The 14,706-nt window shown below is 34.4% G+C and carries 16 protein-coding genes and 3 tRNA genes; 7 read left to right on the forward strand and 12 right to left on the reverse strand.

Annotation, left to right across the window (positions count from 1 at the left end; translation table 11 throughout):
- Positions 1-137: 137 nt before the first annotated feature.
- Positions 138-221, forward strand: a tRNA-Leu gene (locus TPPER_RS00575).
- 28 nt (positions 222-249) lie between these two features.
- Positions 250-324 (forward strand) — tRNA-Met (locus tag TPPER_RS00580).
- Between the two features lie 166 nt (positions 325-490).
- Here TPPER_RS00580 and TPPER_RS00585 read toward each other — a convergent pair.
- Positions 491-1,474, reverse strand: coding sequence for a phosphotransferase (locus tag TPPER_RS00585; protein WP_186787045.1), 984 nt, complete (start codon positions 1,472-1,474; stop codon positions 491-493).
- 213 nt (positions 1,475-1,687) lie between these two features.
- On the opposite strand from TPPER_RS00585, the gene TPPER_RS00590 reads away from it, so the two are divergent.
- Both TPPER_RS00590 and TPPER_RS00595 read left to right on the forward strand, forming a co-directional pair.
- Positions 1,688-3,160 carry an anthranilate synthase component I family protein gene (locus TPPER_RS00590; RefSeq protein WP_099336850.1) on the forward strand — a complete coding sequence of 491 codons (1,473 nt, stop codon included), beginning with the start codon at positions 1,688-1,690 and terminating at the stop codon, positions 3,158-3,160.
- Positions 3,157-3,747, forward strand: a complete 591-nt coding sequence (locus TPPER_RS00595; protein ID WP_099336851.1) for an anthranilate synthase component II — start codon at positions 3,157-3,159, stop codon at positions 3,745-3,747. The genes TPPER_RS00590 and TPPER_RS00595 overlap by 4 nt, the downstream gene beginning before the upstream one ends.
- Here the strand turns inward: TPPER_RS00595 and TPPER_RS00600 are convergent.
- Positions 3,736-4,599 carry an aconitase family protein gene (locus TPPER_RS00600; RefSeq protein ID WP_186787046.1) on the reverse strand — a complete coding sequence of 288 codons (864 nt, stop codon included), beginning with the start codon at positions 4,597-4,599 and terminating at the stop codon, positions 3,736-3,738. The two genes, TPPER_RS00595 and TPPER_RS00600, sit on opposite strands and share 12 nt — an antisense overlap.
- A gap of 40 nt (positions 4,600-4,639) precedes the next feature.
- Here TPPER_RS00600 and TPPER_RS01315 point away from each other — a divergent pair, with 40 nt between their 5' ends.
- On the forward strand, positions 4,640-4,861 hold the full coding sequence (locus tag TPPER_RS01315) for a hypothetical protein (protein ID WP_186787047.1): 222 nt from the start codon (positions 4,640-4,642) through the stop codon (positions 4,859-4,861).
- On the opposite strand, the gene rpmF is transcribed toward TPPER_RS01315, so the two are convergent.
- The 7 genes from rpmF to TPPER_RS01340 all read right to left on the reverse strand — a co-directional run bounded on the left by rpmF (position 4,828) and on the right by TPPER_RS01340 (position 8,963).
- Positions 4,828-4,977: a 50S ribosomal protein L32 gene (gene rpmF / locus TPPER_RS01345; protein ID WP_146684948.1), complete on the reverse strand. Its 150-nt coding sequence runs from the start codon at positions 4,975-4,977 to the stop codon at positions 4,828-4,830. The two genes, TPPER_RS01315 and rpmF, sit on opposite strands and share 34 nt — an antisense overlap.
- A gap of 2 nt (positions 4,978-4,979) precedes the next feature.
- A complete protein-coding gene (locus TPPER_RS00605) occupies positions 4,980-5,951 on the reverse strand; it encodes an RluA family pseudouridine synthase (RefSeq protein WP_099336853.1) in 972 nt (323 codons plus the stop codon).
- 26 nt (positions 5,952-5,977) lie between these two features.
- Positions 5,978-6,060, reverse strand: a tRNA-Ser gene (locus TPPER_RS00610).
- A 20-nt stretch (positions 6,061-6,080) separates the two neighbouring features.
- The gene (ligA, locus tag TPPER_RS00615) at positions 6,081-7,817 is read right to left on the reverse strand and encodes an NAD-dependent DNA ligase LigA (RefSeq protein WP_099336854.1); all 1,737 of its coding nucleotides are present in this window, start codon (positions 7,815-7,817) and stop codon (positions 6,081-6,083) included.
- The gene (gene grpE, locus TPPER_RS00620; protein WP_099336855.1) at positions 7,780-8,349 is read right to left on the reverse strand and encodes a nucleotide exchange factor GrpE; all 570 of its coding nucleotides are present in this window, start codon (positions 8,347-8,349) and stop codon (positions 7,780-7,782) included. The genes ligA and grpE overlap by 38 nt, the downstream gene beginning before the upstream one ends.
- A 149-nt stretch (positions 8,350-8,498) precedes the next feature.
- Positions 8,499-8,669, reverse strand: a complete 171-nt coding sequence (locus tag TPPER_RS01320) for a hypothetical protein (RefSeq protein ID WP_186787048.1) — start codon at positions 8,667-8,669, stop codon at positions 8,499-8,501.
- 162 nt (positions 8,670-8,831) lie between these two features.
- A complete protein-coding gene (locus TPPER_RS01340; protein ID WP_272896468.1) occupies positions 8,832-8,963 on the reverse strand; it encodes a hypothetical protein in 132 nt (43 codons plus the stop codon).
- 55 nt (positions 8,964-9,018) lie between these two features.
- Here TPPER_RS01340 and argF point away from each other — a divergent pair, with 55 nt between their 5' ends.
- Positions 9,019-10,023, forward strand: a complete 1,005-nt coding sequence (argF, locus tag TPPER_RS00625; RefSeq protein ID WP_099336859.1) for an ornithine carbamoyltransferase — start codon at positions 9,019-9,021, stop codon at positions 10,021-10,023.
- On the opposite strand, the gene cysK is transcribed toward argF, so the two are convergent.
- Together cysK and rpsT are read right to left on the reverse strand one after the other, a co-directional pair.
- Positions 10,020-10,961 carry a cysteine synthase A gene (gene cysK, locus TPPER_RS00630; RefSeq protein ID WP_099336858.1) on the reverse strand — a complete coding sequence of 314 codons (942 nt, stop codon included), beginning with the start codon at positions 10,959-10,961 and terminating at the stop codon, positions 10,020-10,022. The genes argF and cysK overlap by 4 nt on opposite strands.
- A gap of 30 nt (positions 10,962-10,991) precedes the next feature.
- Positions 10,992-11,306 carry a 30S ribosomal protein S20 gene (gene rpsT / locus TPPER_RS00635; protein WP_099336856.1) on the reverse strand — a complete coding sequence of 105 codons (315 nt, stop codon included), beginning with the start codon at positions 11,304-11,306 and terminating at the stop codon, positions 10,992-10,994.
- Between the two features lie 70 nt (positions 11,307-11,376).
- On the opposite strand from rpsT, the gene ileS reads away from it, so the two are divergent.
- Complete coding sequence (ileS, locus tag TPPER_RS00640; protein WP_099336857.1) at positions 11,377-14,235, forward strand: isoleucine--tRNA ligase; 2,859 nt, start codon at positions 11,377-11,379, stop codon at positions 14,233-14,235.
- Between the two features lie 178 nt (positions 14,236-14,413).
- Here ileS and TPPER_RS00645 read toward each other — a convergent pair.
- Positions 14,414-14,706 (reverse strand): hypothetical protein (locus TPPER_RS00645; protein ID WP_420885371.1); only part of this gene is annotated, 293 nt, incomplete at its 5' end.

Here is a 14,706-nt window from a genome sequence, read left to right on the forward strand (position 1 = left end):
CATACGAACCCCAAAAGCTTCTCATATATTTTCTAGAGAGGCCTATATTGTAGCTAAAGAGATAGGCTTATAGTTAGCATTTATAGGGATACTTTTGTTGATAGCTCTTCAAAGGAAGGAGGGAGAAAGTGTTTAATACCGAGGTGGCGAAATAGGTAGTCGCGTTACTTTGAGGTGGTAATGCTTTTATAAGTATACGGGTTCAAGTCCCGTCCTCGGTATTATATAATAAACATAATACGCATCTAAAGCGGAGTGGAGCAGGCTTGGCAGCTCATCGGGCTCATAACCCGAAGGACGTTGGTTCAATTCCAACCTCCGCATCTGAGATCTTGGTGTTCTTGTGTTGTTAGTTAACCTTTGTATATTAGTATGTAGATTAGTATGTATGATGTTCATTGTAGCTTGAAAAGGCAGTCTATATTGGTATGTATCTATAGGCTATTAGATGAACCAGGCTCTAGGACAGATATACGTTGGTTCTTAACAGCTACAGAGCACATACATAGCTGATGAACCATTCCTTTCTCGAGTAGAGGCTACCCATATGCTTAAAGCAGTCAGGATCGTATGTATATATTGTAGCTGTTATTCTTTTCTTATAAAAGCCTCCAACCCTTGAAAGCCAAAACCTAAAAGACATCACTTCTAACGTAACCAACAGCTTCTTCTTTTCCCTGTTCTTCAGAGGCTTAATAGTTTGGTACGAGTGCATTAGCTTTACAGTAGCGTACGCATTTAGAAGACCATTACTAGATGTGCACCAAGTGTTTAAAGCTATGGCTACATCAACCAACATCTTTTCTTGTCCTGAGAAATAGAAGTCAAAACAACCGCTTAGTCTTTGTCTATGCATATGAAATAGCTGTTCAAAGGCCACATTATCTTTAAATAGATCTCCATGACAAACCCCATCATCCAGCCTTTTATAGCCACCCGCTAAGAAGAAGAATAACTGTATTGAAGACCTATACTCAAACACATATCTTTTACCAAAGGGAACAACGTATGCATAGTTGGATACCTTATCTTTAACCCAGCTAATACTGTATACTCGAGCATTGAAGAGCGTAGTCTTTTTACTAATGTGATGCAATGCTGCTAAAGCTCTACCTGTCTCTAGTAGATGTGGGTTCCCTGGTACTTCTTGCGTAGACCCAATGAGCTTTAAAGTTATTGCTACCGGCTTATCAACCCACTGAACAACTGGAATAGCTTCTACGTTACTATTCAATATGGGGGCTGGGACACCATTAACTGACAAGAAATACATATAACACAAGTAAAAAGGTAACTCATGGTTCCCCACGTTCTCAAAGACAGTAACAATTAGGTTCCGCAGTACGGTTGTTAAAAAGAAGTTACTGTTCTCAGTTCCGTGTTTAGTTTCTGTTAGGTTCTCCAGAGCACCCAGCATATGTTTATTAGACCATCCTGTTAAAACATCAATTGGTACTCTAGTAAAGACTGTCATATAGACATTAACAAGACTTGAAGCTTTCCAAGGCATTCCCAGATAGTTATCACTGCTTCATCCTCCCTTCCGGATTTATTGTTAGTATGTATGCTAAATATAGGAGAATAGATATGTGTCTGAGGCTCTTCCCCTCTTCTAATTAACAAGACGGTGTATTACTAGCTATGCTACAGATTGGAGGAACTAACCTAATATATGAACTGCTAACATATGTTGAACTATATTGTAGTAGATAGAGAAAAGCCTGTAACAGCTGGTCATTATTGTATCTCGATGATAGGAGTTGTAACAGGATATAGTATGAGCTTACTAAAAACATATCGCAGGTCCAGCTTTTCTTTTATAAATACCAATAGCTATATATTTGAAGTTAAACACAGTCGTTCGTTCATTGGGGTTTTCAACAAAGTAACAGCTGAACACCGTTCTACCACAGTCAGTATATATTTCTTTAACAGCCTCATTAGAAGATCTTTTGGAGAACCTCATGTATTTCTGAATAACAGCATGTATTTAACCAATGTCAAAGCTACTAAACATGACCACTTTGTTTCTGAGGTTGGGAGTATTGGATATGTTGGATACGATCTGTTTAGATATCTTAGAAAGCGTACAGGTCTATTTAGTAAGAAAGACACATTCGGCGTACCTGATGTATTCATGCATTTAACAAAAGAACTTGTGTTAACTTATCAAACAACAATACAGCTGAAGAGTAATTGTGGGTTATTATCTAAACAATACATATTAAAACTTAAAAAGCTGAGATGTGTCGTTAATATAATATATATAACACCATCAAGAGCTCTAATAGTTCTTAAGCGTATTTCCAAGAAAGGCATCACTACGATTGTACGTACGAAGTATTTAGGGTTAGTAACAAAGGCTGTTACATACATTCACAAAGGTAAGCTAATGCAGATTCAAGTTAGTAGAAGGTTTGTTAAAAGAGTCAGGCTTGATGGCTTACATTTCTTCAAGAGCTTGAAAACAGTTAACCCTTCGGCGTATATGTTTCTGTTAAGATATGAGTTCTTCGATGTTCTAGGAGCCTCCCCAGAGATTCAGATTAAACAAACAACTCAAAGACAAGACTACCTTACCTCTATCAAACCTATAGCCGGTACTAGACCTAGGGGAAGATCTGTTAACGAAGACTTAAGACTTGAAGCTATGCTAAGAAGTGACCTAAAAGAAATAGCTGAGCATGTGATGCTGGTTGATTTAGCAAGGAACGACTTAGGTATAGTTTCTGCTTATGGGACCGTATATTGTTTTAACTTAATGAGCATTGAGAAATACTCGCACGTTCAACACATCGTTAGCACCGTTAAAAGCAAGATAAACCGTAACTCAACCATGGCTATACTAAATGCTACCTTTCCCGCAGGTACTGTTACTGGAACCCCAAAACTAAAAGCTATGGAATTAATTGATAAGCTCGAACCAATGAAGCGCAGCTTTTATGGAGGCTCTGTCGGATACGTTTCAACCAATGACATCGAAACAGCTATAACCATAAGAACAAGCCTTATCCACAAACAACGAACCTATATACAATCTGCAGCTGGGATAGTATTCCATTCAAGACCAGTGGGTGAAGTTAAGGAAACTGAAAACAAAGTGGTTGCTATACTAAGCTGCATTAATAAACTAGATGGAGGGAGTACCATAAATATATGACGATAACATTGATTGATAACCAAGACTCGTTTACGTTCAACTTGGGTTCCTGTTTCAGTAATATAGGAGAAGCTGTCAGTGTGGTTAGGAATAATGAGGTTTCTTTCAGAGACTTATTAGCAATGAATCCTACTGTTGTTTGCTTTTCTCCAGGTCCTGGTTCTCCTTCAACCCTCAGAACAGTTAAGAAGCTTTTCAAGCAGTTACATACCGTTAAACCACTTTTGGGAATATGTTTAGGACATCAGCTAATAGGAGTATCTTTTGGTAGTGTAGTATTAAAAGCCAAGAACATAATGCACGGACATATTAGTAAGCTATATCACATCAATAAAGGTCTATTTAGAACAACATCTCAGGGCTTCTACGTTATGAGATATCACTCACTTGTTATAAATAAATGCTCTGTACCTGAAACCATAGAGATTACAGCATGGTCTCCAGAAGACGAAGTAATGGGAATAAAACACAAAGAACTGCCGATAGAAGGTATGCAGTTTCACCCAGAGTCCATATATACGCAACATGGAGAACAGCTGGTAAGGTCCTTTGTTTTTGAAGCACATCAAAAGTTCTTACCAGCTTAGGGTTACATTTAAAGAGTTACTACACAATATAGTATTTCTTTCAGGACTTCCAAATAGTTTCTGAGCTTTTAGGATCTTTGCTAAAGCTAGTGGTTCATCTTTATCTTTTCCATTGCTCAGTATGTAGTTAAACACTTTGTTGTTGAAAGCAATAAACCCAGTCTGTCCATAGACCAACGATAAGCCTGAGACAATAAACCTATCTTGGAGTGTTAACCAATGTGATTCTTTACCAATGAGCTCTACATTCTTTCCAGGTGGACTGCTCTTCCTTAAAGACTCAGCGGCTGTTAACACTAGTTCTACTGATGAGATGTTGCTTTGTTCTTTTCCAGCTAGAACCAACCCGAAGTAACCTGTGATGTGTGTCTTACTTGGTTGTGCTAGCATGTGCATGTGCATGTACATACTAGATTCTGACCCTAAACTGTTTGTTCTCCAACTACTGAAGCCTATGTCATTGCTATTGGTAGAAGTAGAAGTAGAGCAGCCATTAACACCGGACTCTGACCCTGAACAGAATATACGTATGTTATTAAGCTTTTTGATGCGTGAGTGTATTGCCGTAAACACGGGTCTAATATGCCAAGGTAGAAGATATACTTCCTTATAGTTAGAACTAGGTTTAGCTCTTGAGAATAAGGGTTGAGCTCTGCTAAGAATGTTAGCTTCATTTAGGAGTTTTGCTTTTGAAGTAGCATTAGTAATGAAAGCAGCTAACGTTATTCCAGACAGATCTTGAATAAATACTTTAGAATGAACGAATGGATTCTTTGTATATCTTCTAGAAAGAGGACCCCATCGTATTAAGTGACTGATGTCTGCGGTTCTTCCAATAGTTAGTCTTAACATTGAATCTAATGTCGCTTGCAGAAAAGAAGGTAGGTAACTAATGTGTGCTCCGTATGTATTACCAAGCTTGTACATTGAAGGAAAGCTGATCGTTGTCTGTTTATGCTCTATAATGATGGTAGTACATTTAAGAAAGCTAAGCATCTCTATGTTAAGGTTAAAAGATGGTAAAAGGTTGAATATACTCGGTTCGCTTTTTGGTAAGCAAGACTATACTAATACTAGCTGTTATATGTATCTGCAGAGTTCTGAAGAGCTGTAGTGACGTAAGTGAGGGTTGGTTCTTTTGGTAATAGAGATTGTGGGATGTTTACATTTCTTTTGAAACCGTTTCATATTTCTTTTAGCTGGTGACTTCTTTTTCTTTTGCACTGCCATAGTTAAGTCCTTAGCTTTAGGATTCTTAAGAACAATGTGTAGTTTAAAGGTGGGGGTGAAAGAAGCTTTAGTCTTGAACCTAATGTTGGGTGTTTAATCGAAAGAACAGTGGAATGTAGCATTAGTCTGGAACCTGAGAAAGGCTGACTACCATACCGAATATCTCCAAGAACTGGAAACCCCAAATGACTACAGTGTATTCTAAGCTGATGTGTACGTCCTGTTTCCAGCTTTACGATAAGTAAAAGGAATCTTCTCCATACTTTCAGACATTGAGCTATTGAACACGCTGGAAACCCTGCACGATGAACTAATACTTTCTTGGTATACGTGTCTAGCTCTTTTGTTAAGGGTGCTCTAATAGTTTGTATCTGTGTCCAGTATACAGACCAATCTCCTGCAACACTAGTATAATATTTCTTGAACACCTGCCTATATACGAACTGCTTTTGTATATTAAGTAATGCAGGCTTATCTTTTGCTAAAACCACTGTACCTGACGTACGTTGGTCTATTCTATGGACTAGCTTTATGGAGTTGTTGTTATTGAGCTTCTGTATCGAATCTATTAAGCTAACGACTGTGCATTCTTTGCCTTTATGCACTGGCATATTGTTATCTTTATCAACAGCTATTATGGACTCGTCCTCATATAATATATATAGTTGGTACGTATCGCTTGTTAAGGTATTATTCAGGCTTAAGTTAGGATGTTGAACATATATACAATCTCCAGCTTTGATACGATGTCCTACGTTAGGTTTGTTGTTGTTAATACCTACTCTGCTTGAACTCAGGACCTTATGTGACCAGCTTCTAGCAACTCTGACGCCTAGAACAGAAGTTAGAAAGCTTTCTATTCTTTGGTCTTTCTGGTCTTCCTTAACTAAAAGAAGCAATGGGTTGTGGTTCATTATTGGGTCTATGTCGTATGGTTGGGGAATCCTCTTTGAGTGCTTTGGGTTGTGTTGCATATATACATAGAGACTGCTTTGCCATCCGATGAGAGAGGGATTCGAACCCTCGATGCTTTCACATATACGTCTTCCAAACATACGTCTTAAACCTCTCGACCATCTCATCTTCTATAGCAACCAATGTTCCTAAAATATATCTAATATACTAGCTAGGCTTCTTATTATATTATTATGGGTTCTTATATATAGACATATATTACTTGCTGCTTTTATGTTAACGTTTGGTATGCTAGCTAAAGAAGTAATATCAGCTAATAAAAGGCTATTCAAGGTTTTATAGGATGAAGCTATAGATAAAGCTGTTAGCCTGCCTATCTTTAAGATACCAAGAGAATATATAAACCGAGATAAAGGGATCCTTTTTGAGTTACTAATACGTAATACTAGCTTATGTGATAGGTTTAACCCAATAGAGGCTGCTTTCATAAAGTCCTTTGCTTTTAGATAATATAACCCATAGCTATTTAAAACTAACCCATAATCAACCAGCTTACTAATTATGACATCACCTAACCCAAGTATATTCATTGCATATTTTGAAACAAAGTGCTTTAGTGATGCTTTTAGTTGGCTAGGACAAGATAAACCAGAAGTACAATACAAATATACCTTATCTTTAGTTAAAGCCTTAGTTAATAAGGAAAAGCAAGAAGGACAATATAAAGGAAAGACAACCTGTTTAGTATTAGCTGTTCGGTATTTAGGAATACATCTAACAACTTGAGGTATAATGTCTCCAGAACGACGGACTATAACTGTATCATTAGCCATGATGTCTAACCGTCTAATGAAGCTAATATTATGTAAGCTAGCGGCTCTAATAGTAACACCAGATACTGAAACAGGATTAAAGCTAGCTATCGGAGTTAATATGCCAGTCCTACCAACCCTAAACACAATCTTATTCAGCTTAGTCATCTTCTCTTCAGAAGAGAACCTATAAACTATAGACCATTTAGGAGTCTTAGTAGAAACCCCAAGCTTCTTCTGATGTTCTATAGAGTCTAGTTTAACAGCTATACCATCAATAGAAAAGCCTAACATAAACCTTATTCTTTTTATCTCATCATAAAACCTAAATACTTCTTTAATGTCTACACATGTTCGTCTATGCTCACATACTGGAACACCCCAACTGATTATCTTATTTAAGTTAGCTATATGGCTAATAGATAAAGGACTTGTTCCTGGTAATATAGAATGCCCTTCATAGCAATAAAAAGATAAAGACCGTTTAGATGTGATAGTTGGATCTAGCTGACGTATAGAACCAGAAGCTGCATTACGTGGAGTAGAATAGTAGTTGCTTTTATAGTTAGAGAATCTAGTTAATATGTTAGGACCATAATTAGACATAACTAGAACCCCACGTAACTCTAATATATGTGGTAAAGAACCATCATTTAATAGCTTATTAGGAATAGCCTCTATTACAAGAACATTAGAAGTAACATCTTCACCATATATGCCATCACCACGTGTTAAGCCTCTAACTAAGCAACCATCTTTATATAATAAACTAACAGCTAACCCATCAAGTTTGATCTCACAACAATATACAACATCAGCCTCAGGTTTATCTTTAAGTCTATTTCGGATACGTTTATCAAATAAAAGCATATCTTCTTTATTATATGTGGTTCTTAATGAAAGCATAGGTAATATATGTTTCTTCTTTTTAAATAGCCCACTTCTAGAACAAATACAAAGACCTGGGTAACATCTTTCAAGATAGGCTAACTCATCTCTAGCACAGTCATACGCATTATCTGATACTTCTGGGGTTCTTTTTATATAATAAAGGAAATCCCAGTAGAGCAGCTGTTCATATAGTCTTCGAATCTGTCTTTTCAGTAAATACATGTTTTCCTTTAGATACTGTTACCATTGCTGGACGTATTAGCTTTCCGTTTAGAGCATATCCTTTTTGAAGAACTGTAATAACTTTATTAGACATGCTTTCAGTTGTTTCTAATATACACATTGCTTGATGTATATTTGGGTTAAAGGATACGTTTGCTTCATCAATTACGTTTATGCCAATCCTTTGAGTGATATCTAATAATGTTTTTAATGTTAACTCTATGCCTTCTATAGTTGCTTTTAGCTCTTGATTAGATTTATCTATAGTATCTAGGGCTCGTTCTAAGTTATCAAGAGCTGGTAGTAGTTCAGATGTAAATCTTTCTAGAGCAAGCTTATGTGCTTTTTCAATATCTTTTTTAGTACGCTTTCTAATGTTTTCCATATCTGCTTTTATACGTAGCATATTATCCTTTTCTTGGGCTTTTATGTTGTTTAGCTCCTCTTCTAGATTCTTTAGCTTTTCTTCTTCATTAGCTGTTGGTTTATCTTTAGGACTAACTTCTTTAAGCTCTTTAGTATTAGTTTTCATATAGGTTAGTTCCTTAGGGTTTATGGTATGACAGCGACATCTTATCTAGAACTTAGCATTATGATATAGTTTATAATGGCCTTTTATAGAACACTTAATAAGAAATACCAAGCTGTCCTTTTCTTCTTTAGTTAGTATCATATATATACTTAAGTTAGAATAGTAGTGTTGGGTATATCTATTACTTCATGTACATGAATAGTGTTTAATGGTAATACTATTAGGTCTTTATACATATAGCTATATAGAGTATCTATTAAGTCTCCTACATAGCCTTTCATAGGGATTATTATATACATAGCCTTTAGCAGCCTTTTCAATATATATTAGTTATTGTGGCATCGTTGGTATATTCCTCGATATATGATCTCGATATATGATATTGTTTTGTTTGCTATTGGGCAACAGTATTAGCATCCTATTGGACAACAGTATTAGCATCCTATTGGGCAACAGTATTAGTATCCTATTGGACAACAGTATTAGCATCCTATTGGACAAGTATTAGTATCCTCTTTTATTAGCTTTGTAAATACTCCCTTTTCCCTTTTAGAATATCTTTTATAGCTTTTCGATGTCTTGTTAGACCATTTACTATGACCCGCCATATCCATAGACCAGCTAAATAGATAGCTACTATATGCTAATGCTTTTATGGGGAGTGTTTCTATGTTTAGTTTAAAAGATAGCTGTTTATTAAAACTAAGTGACTTATCTTATTTAGAGTTAGTATATATATTAAAGCTAGCTAGCTGTCTTAAAAAGGATAACCCCATAGCAAAAGGAAATAAGATCCTATATGATAAAAAGGTTGCTTTAATATTTGAAAAGGATTCTACTCGTACTCGATGTTCTTTTGAAGTAGCTTCTTTTGATTATGGTGCTAATATTACTTATTTAGGTCCTTTTGGAAACCAGATAACCCATAAAGAATCTATAAAAGACTCTGCTTGTTTTCTTAGTCGTATATATGATGCTATTGAATATCGCGGTCATAAACATAAAGCTATTAAAGTATTATCTAAACATTCTATAGTTCCTGTTATAAATGGTCTAACTGATAGCTTTCACCCAACTCAACTATTAGCAGACTTATTAACTATAAAAGAGTATTATAGCTATTATATGTTTAGTAAGGTTAGGATTGTATATATAGGTGATGTTCGTAATAATGTATGTAACTCTATATTAGAAGCTTCATTATTAACTGGATTAACTATATATCTATTAGCTTTGAGAACCAGTTGGTCTTTGAAGTTCTATATATATAAGAGCCAGTTGTTATCTCAAAAAGCTGGAGGTAACGTATTTATTACTGAAGATGCTAGAGTAGGTATTAATAGTATTAACTATATATATACTGATGTTTGGGTTTCTATGGGTGAAAGCAAAACTCTATGGAAAAGAAGGATCTTTTATATGCGTAGCTATCAAGTTAATATCTTGCTTTTATTAAGAGCTAATAATATTAACGTTAAGTTCTTACATTGTTTACCTGCCTTTCATGATAATAAAACAACTATAGGTAAACACATTCAAAAAGCATATAGTTATATATATGGAATGGAAGTATCTAATGAAGCTTTTTATTCTATATATAGCTTAGTATTTGGACAGGCAGTAAATAGGATGTTTGCTATTAAGTCTTTATTAGCTTCTATTGGTTTATATTAGAACCTATTAAATAGCTTTGTACTCAGATATCTTTCACCAGAAGAAGGTAATATGATAACAGCTTTCCTTTTTATGGGTTGTTTATTATGTAGTTTTATTGCAGCTGCTATTACAGCCCCTGATGAAATACCAGCTATTATTCCTTCTTTATTAATTAGTAAGCGGGCGTTAAAGATAGCTTGTTTGCTTTTAACTTTAACTACCTTATTTATATAATAACTATCTAAACTATTTGGAATAAAACCAGCACCTATCCCTTGTATTTCGTGTTGGCTAGGACTGGGTTGTATATAGGTTATTGATTGACTTATTATTGGAGATTCAATTGGTTCTACTGCCACAATAGATATAGGAATTCCTTTTAGCTTTTTAAAGTAACGACTTATTCCGGTTATTGTGCCTCCAGTCCCTACTCCAGAAATAAGCATAGCTATAGAATCTTTAGTGGAGTTCCATATTTCAAAGCTTGTTGTTGTTTCATGTGTTTTAAAGTTAGAAGGATTATTAAACTGATCTAATATTAGATACCTTTTTGGATTCCTTTTAATAAGCTTTTTAGTTTTATATATAGTACCTTTCATTCCTTTTATACCAGCTGTTAATATTAATTTAACACCTAATGCTTTTAGTAGCTTTTGTCTTTCTATACTCATTGATTCAGGCATTATTAGGACTATCTTATAGTTGTATATAGCTGCTATATAGGCTAAAGCAATCCCAGTATTACCACTAGTTGGTTCCATTAGATTGATAGGGCTTTTAAGTATATTAGCTTGTTTAATATCTAAAAGCATAGACATTCCAATTCGACACTTTATGCTGAAGCTAGGGTTTTTTGATTCTATTTTAACTAATATGGTTTTAGGTTCTATATTATTTAAATAGATTATAGGAGTATTTCCTATTGTTTTTGAGTTGCTTTTGTATAGCTTATACATTTCTTTTATAGGCTGTGTTAACATAATATCTTATGTTAAGTTAATCTTTTTAGATAAGGCTGTCTTGCATCGAGCAGCTTTGTGTTTATGGATTAAGCCTTTATTGGATTGCCTATCAATAATAGACTGCATTATAATATACATACCTTTTGCTTCTTTTAGGTTTCCTATTAAAACAGCAGCTTTAATCTTTTTTATCAAGATACGTAGAGAAGCTTTCCTACTTATATTATTTAAGTGTTGTCTTTTTGGTTTAGATATTCTTTTAGTTGTTGCTTTAGTAGTTACCAACATAAGAACTCCTTTTATATGGTTAGCTTTTGATATTGTCTTTAGAACCTGCAATAGGGGTGCTTGTTATGATATATGTTATGCTATATAATAAGAACCATATATTAACGTATATATAAACACTATGTATAACTATATAAAGCCTCTTAACTTAAGCCTACCAACTACTAGCTTTCCGATGCGGGCTTGTTTAGTTGATGTTGAACCTAAGCTGATTAGCCGTTGGTATAATGAATATATATATAAAGCTATACGTTATACTAAAAAGACTAAAAAGGTTTATTATATACATGATGGTCCTCCGTACGCAAATGGTCAAATACATATTGGACATGCTGTTAATAAAACATTGAAAGACATTATTATTAAATCAAAAGAGTTAATGGGGTATAACTGCATATATATTCCAGGATGGGACTGCCATGGTTTACCAATAGAGATAAAGCTTGAATATATATTATATAAGCTAAGCATACAATATAATACTATCAGCTTTTACACATATTGTATAAAGTACGCATCAAAACAAGTATTCATTCAAAAAGAGTCCTTTATACGTTTAGGTGTTATTTGTGGTTGGGAAAGAGCGTATTTAACTATGTCTAATGCTGTAATATCTAATGCTATCCGCACTCTAAGTAAGGTTTCTAATAAGACATACCTATATAGAGATAATAAGCCAGTATATTGGTGCTTTAGATGTCTGTCGTCATTAGCAGAAGCTGAAATAGAATATCGTAGTCATCTAACTAACTCTGTTTATATTCTATTTAAGACTATAGATACAAAAAAGATAGCATCTATATTTGGGTTATATAAGACTAATTCTAAATATAGTAATGAACCTATTTCGTTAATAGCTTGGACAACCACTACTTGGAGTATACCAGCAAATCAAGCAGTTGCTGTCAATCCTAATATTGTATACCAGCTAATCAAAACAGAAACTAGCTATTATATACTAGCTTCTTGTTTAGCATATAATACCATGAAAAAGCTGAACATAGTTAGTTGGGTTCTAATAGGTAGTGTAAAAGGTAACCACTTAGAATCTATAAGGACTTATCATCCAATCAAAAGTAGCATTGTTCCAGTTGTTCTTAGTGAATACGTAACAGCTGATGTTGGGACTGGTTTAGTTCATATTGCGTCCGCACATGGATTAGAAGACTATTATATAGGTAAAAGATATGCTCTTAATAGAATATCTATAGTTAGTGAGCAAGGCAGTTATATAATAGATAGCTGTTTATTAGATAGTTGCTATATTTTACATGGGTTATCCATATATAAACCTAACTCTAAGGCTACTAATAATATAGAAGCTTTATTAGTTAATAATAGTTCCTTATTATATATGGATTCTATAGCACATGATTATCCTTATTGTTGGCGCCATAAAGAGGCAGTAATATATCGAACTACTCCTCAATGGTTTATTAAGACAAATAGCATTAGCTTAGTAAAAAGAACTATACATAGCATTAATAATATCAGTTGGGTTCCTAAATGGGGTCAAGAACGAATGGGGTCTATGATAGTAAACCGGCCAGACTGGTGTATTTCTAGACAACGTAGTTGGGGAACCCCTATACCAATATATACACATAGTAAACCAAATGATATACATCCTCGTACTTCTGAACTATTAGATAAAGCAGCTATCTTAACTGAAATATATGGCATTGAAGCTTGGCATATGGTTGATAGGAGCTTAGGTAATAACATGCACATGCACATGCATCCAACTATAAGCCACTATAATAAATGTAGTTCTATATTAGACGTATGGTTTGAGTCTGGAGCTGCATATTATTATTTGATTGGAAAGCTAAGTCTTAAGTTTGGGGTTAAGCTGCCTGACTTATGTTTAGAGGGGTCTGACCAATATCGAGGTTGGTTTATGGTTCTTTTAATATTAGCTAACATAATAACTGAAGACTTACCATATCGAGAATCATTAACGCATGGATTTGTTGTAGATGCTGACGGGTTTAAAATGTCTAAGTCTATTGGAAACGTTATTAACCCATTGAGTCTAATTGAAGTCTATGGTGCTGATGTATTTCGTATATGGGTTTCTTTAAATGACTTTACTAAAGAAGTTCAGGTATCTGAAGAAGCTATTAAACGGTCTTCTGATATATATCGACGTATTCGTAATACTATTAGGTTTTTATTAGCTAGCTTAACTGGGTTCCATTCAAAAAGATCTGCTATCTCTTTTAAAGATATGTTAGAATTGGATAGGTGGCTAATAAGCTGCGCCTATAGGGTTCAAAAAGATATAATAGATGCTTACAATAGATATCTGTTTCATATTGTTATTAAGCGTGTTATGCAATATTGTTCAATAGAGTTAGGAGCATATTATATAGATATAGTTAAAGATCGTAGCTATACTGCTAGTGTTAAAAGTAATGCGCATATGAGTTGTCTGACAGCTATATATCATATATTAGAAGCAATGGTTCTTTGGGTTTCTCCTATAGTATCTTTTACTGCATATGAGATATGTGGCTATAAGTATGGGGAAAGAGATAGCTATATATATTCTGAAGAGTGGCACAGCTGTTTATCTTTTGCTAGTTTAAATATGGATAAACCTTATTGGAATATAATGATGTATGTTCGAAGTGAAGCTAACAAAGTTATTGAGTTAGAGCGGTTACGGGGTCTTATTGGTAGTTCTTTAGAAGTATGTGCGGCTCTGTATGTAGATGATGGGTTAGCTTTTAAACTACTTAAGTTAGGAAATGAGTTACCTTTTTTGTTGTTGGTTTCTGAGACAATAATATTAAACTATAATGAAGCTGATAAGGTTGCAGTTCAAAACAATATAGCTGAGGTTCTAAAGGTATCTATTAAGAAAGCTAGTGGAATAAGATGTTTTAGGTGTTGGCATTATACTTCAGAATCTAATATATGCAATAGGTGTGTTTCTAATCTTATTGGTGTTGGAGAAAGACGCTTGTCCATATAGAACCGTATGTTGAAAGCATCCAACCTAATATTAACTCTGTTCTAGGGGGGTGTGATATCTGAACATGCTAGAAGTATTGGAGGTATCGGATGGTTCTTGTGAATACATCTATAGCGTAGCGCCAACACCCAGTTAATCTTATGTTAGCTGTTATATATAGACTAAACTAACAGCTGTCTCAATAGATATACTTAATCATTGTAGTTACCTTTTTTATACGACTTAGTAGGAGTTCTTTATTAAATATGGTTATGACTTGAGATATGCCTGGTGATTCAGCTTTTCCTAATATACATATTCTTAATAGCATAGCTATATTACATACAGTTATATTTAGGCTTATAGATATCTTTTGTATTAGAACAGCTATTATAGATATGGTCCAACCTTTTGTTAATGCTAGCTCTTTATATATGGGTTCTATGGTAGCTAAAGAATCCATTGTTTCTAAGTAGTACATATATTCTGATA

Origin of the sequence: Candidatus Tremblayella phenacoccinincola (assembly GCF_002682985.1) — a bacterium.
Lineage (GTDB): Bacteria > Pseudomonadota > Gammaproteobacteria > Burkholderiales > Burkholderiaceae > Tremblaya > Tremblaya phenacola_C.